General features: G+C 38.3%; 3 protein-coding genes. All 3 read right to left on the bottom strand.

Going from position 1 to position 3,516, the window contains the following annotated elements; all coding sequences use genetic code 11:
* Positions 1-95: 95 nt before the first annotated feature.
* The 3 genes from GXN74_RS14095 to GXN74_RS14085 are packed head-to-tail and all read right to left on the bottom strand — an operon-like array spanning position 96 to position 3,355.
* Positions 96-1,151 (bottom strand): tyrosine-type recombinase/integrase, encoded by a 1,056-nt coding sequence (locus GXN74_RS14095; protein WP_162371571.1) that lies wholly within the window; start codon positions 1,149-1,151, stop codon positions 96-98.
* Positions 1,138-2,127 (bottom strand): tyrosine-type recombinase/integrase, encoded by a 990-nt coding sequence (locus GXN74_RS14090; RefSeq protein ID WP_162371570.1) that lies wholly within the window; start codon positions 2,125-2,127, stop codon positions 1,138-1,140. The genes GXN74_RS14095 and GXN74_RS14090 overlap by 14 nt, the downstream gene beginning before the upstream one ends.
* Complete coding sequence (locus GXN74_RS14085; RefSeq protein ID WP_162371569.1) at positions 2,120-3,355, bottom strand: site-specific integrase; 1,236 nt, start codon at positions 3,353-3,355, stop codon at positions 2,120-2,122. Before GXN74_RS14085 ends, GXN74_RS14090 begins: the two co-directional genes overlap by 8 nt.
* Positions 3,356-3,516 lie beyond the last annotated feature (161 nt).

Genomic DNA, 3,516 nt, shown 5'->3' with positions numbered 1-3,516 from the left:
GCGTTTTATGGAAAGTAAGTGATAATGTTGAGTAAAAAGAAAAGCACCGTTAAAAATCGATGCTTTTCAATCTTTACAGAGTCACTTACTTCACATTATTTTTTAGTGCTAAAATTTCTTAACCACTCAGCCATGTCATCTTCAATACAGTGATCTGTAAAAGCAAGAGGATTCTCTGGAATAGAAATAACAGGTTCTGGCATTGTGATTTCAGCTTTAGCTAAAGCATCTCTCTTCATTACTGTATCAGCTCTAGCATAGCGTTCTGTTGTGTTTAAGTCAGAATGCCCCAAGATATCCCGGATGTATACGATATTGACTCCCGATTGTAGCATATGCATTGCCTTGCTGTGCCGCAATGTATGAGGAGATATTTTATCTGGAAACAGAACCGGGTTGCTGGCTCGACCAGCGTTGACGTATTTATCTAAAATGTACTTCACTCCTGCACGTGAAAGCTTTTCACTGGATCTATTGGTAAAAATGTATCGCTCCTGTACAGAGGATATGTCTAGTTGGCATCTTGCAGCATATTCAGTAAGATATTTTACCGTTTGCGGGAGTAGTGGAACAATTCTTGTCTTATTGCCTTTGCCAGTTAATGTTGCTATAGGCGGAGTTGCAAAACGTATGTCTTTGAACTTCAACTCGGTTATTTCGCTCACTCTTGCACCTGTGTCATAAGTTAGAGCTAACATAACTAGGTCTCTCAAACCGTCTGTTGTGGATGAATCAGGCTGAGACAGGAGACACCTCATAGCTTCTGCAGATAAATATGTCATAGCAGGTTTTGGCGCTTTTTTCACTTTCATACTAAAAATATCCTCAGACAATTTTAGGAATTCAGGATTCTCGGTAGCAAGCCATCTACAAAAGGTGCGGAGAACTACAAATCGTTGATTACGTGAAGATATGCTACATCCGCGTGTGTTTTCTAACCAGCCCATGAACTCAAGTATAAGATCTTTTGTAAGGAATGACATCGGTAGTCTCTCAGGTACTATTTGTTTTTCAGTTTTCAAAAATATAATCATAAGTGTAAAAGCATCCCTATAAGAAAGAATGCTATTGACTGACAATCCTCGTTGTCCAGGCAAATACACCGTAAGATATTTATTGAGGTAATATCCGAAAGTGTCAAAATTCCGCATCTTCAATCACCTCCGGAAATACATCAGGTATATTGGTTTGGACACTGTCAACTATGGTTGATAGACGTTCTTCCGTTAGGCGCAAATATCGTTCTGTTGATTTTATACTTGAATGCCCAAGATAAGTGGATAAAATCGGCAATATTACGTAGAGATCATAACCTTCTTCAGTCAAACGATTCATGGCATTTACTGCAAATGTGTGTCTCAGATCATGAAGTCTTGGGCCCCTAAGCTTTCCCTCGTAAGGAATACCACTTTTATGAAGTGTGATTCTGAAGCGTCCATAGATAGAGCCTGGTACTAGAGGCACTCCACGTCTGTAATAGAAAAAAGGCGAATCAACGTCAAGTTCTTGTTTATGTTCAACTGCATATGATCTCATAATTTGAGCCATAGATTTTGATATTGGTATTAAGCGTTCTCTATCCAACTTAGTATGTCGGAGCGTAATTACATTGGATTCAAAATCAATGTCTCTCAAAGTAATTTGTAAGGCTTCATAAATTCGTAATCCACTGGCATACAAGAGGCGAAAAAGAACAGGAATGCAAAGATGTCGATTCGGATAAGTTTTTGATGGTTGAATGTTGTCTACTGTATTCCAAATAGCTTTCATTTCATCAGCTGTGAAAACATGCGGCACAAAGGCTGTATTAGCAGAATGTCTGATCCAAGGAAGTTTCAGTTGCATATATCCAATTGAGAACAAATACTGAGCCCATTGAATGAGGGTACTAGCTTTGTTAGACCGAGTTTTCAGACTTTGATTAGTAGCATTGCTTATCCAGTTATAGACCACATCTTCTGGTAATTCACAATCTAGAAAGTTTTGCTCGCAGTACCTAGAAAACTGACGTAATGTCTTAGCTTCCGTTTCGTATTTCAGTCCTGTAGCGCGTTTTAACTCCAAGAAGTCAAGGCACAACTTATTTACTTCTGACGAGTGGATTGGCTTTAAATATTGATTACTCATAATCTTGCACCTCCAAAGCACATTTACGAAGTTGTTCGATATCAATCCGTAAGTATGATGAGGCAGAATTGGAATCCACATGTCCTAGAATATTTCCTATCACATTCACAGGAGTATCTTTTTCTAATAATCTACTTGCAAGACTATGACGGAAGGAGTGTAGTCCATGTTTTCTACCACTAGGGAATTGGAATCCACTGGAACCGTAGTACTTATTGAACATATGGTAAACGATCCCTTGAGATAACTTCTGGTAGGGCAAGGTGTGCTGAACAAATATTTCAGATGCAATTGTATCAGGACGACCATTCATCCAATAGTCAATAACTGCCTTTCCTATCTGTTCAGATAGTGGTAAGCTCAGTGGCTCTCCAGTTTTTTGTTGTATGATGTTTAGAACTCCTGCTTTCCAATCAAAATCATCAATCTTCAAGCATAAAATATCACCAGTGCGGAGACCTAAATTTGCTGCAATTGCCATAATTGCATAGTCTCTTTTTCCTAGTGGATTGGAGCGATCAATTGCACTAAGCATCTGACTAATTTCATCTTCACTCCACGTCTTATCTAGTTTTGCCTTGGCATAATAGTAAATTTTGGGCACATAGGTTGAGATATCTTTAGGACAGAGTCCTTTTTCATAAAAATACTGAAGAGCATGAATGGTTGTAAACCGCAAATTCACCAAATGTGATCTAGAAAAATGGGACAAAGTCTTGAAATAGTCATAGATATGATTTGCTTCGATCATACTAGGTTCTACACCCTTCGAATCCAAGAAACAAACGAATCGGTACAGATTCAACTCATGTGCCCGGCAAGTTGATTTGGCGTATCCATTGGCCTCGTATTCATGTACAAATTTTTCTGATACATCTCTGTATGCTTCGGGCCATTCTACTACTTCACCTGGTTTCAATTTTGGCACAAAACCATGAAGTTTGAAGTCAGTCAATGCTCGAAGTGCACGTACTCTTTGTGTCAAGTAGGGCGAAAGTCTAGACTCGTTAATGCAGTTTTCTCCAATAGATATTTGGTATTTTTCGAGCATATATTGCTCGGCTAATTCGGCGCTGTAATGTTCAATACCTTTACTAATTGCGAAGTTGTAAACACTGCGCCACGTTCGCATGCAGCAAGTCACAGAAGTATACGTGAAACCTTGTTCCTCCATGTGATTTCTGGCTGCTTGCATTAATTCAAGAAACTCAACACATTTACTGTTCATATGGTTCACCTCCTAAGAACAGTATAAAATATTATGTTAAGTTCTTTTCAACAAACTAAATTTTATCATTAAAAATAGTGGCGAAATGTAAGTGGTTTATAGAGTACTCATATTCAAATTATGATCAACTCAACATTATCACTTACTTTCCATAATAAGCC

The sequence above is a fragment of the Anaerotalea alkaliphila genome (genome assembly GCF_010179735.1).
Taxonomy (GTDB): Bacteria; Bacillota; Clostridia; order Lachnospirales; family Vallitaleaceae; genus Anaerotalea; species Anaerotalea alkaliphila.
Note: the sequence above shows the minus strand (reverse complement) of the source record. Positions and strands in the feature narration are given on the sequence as shown.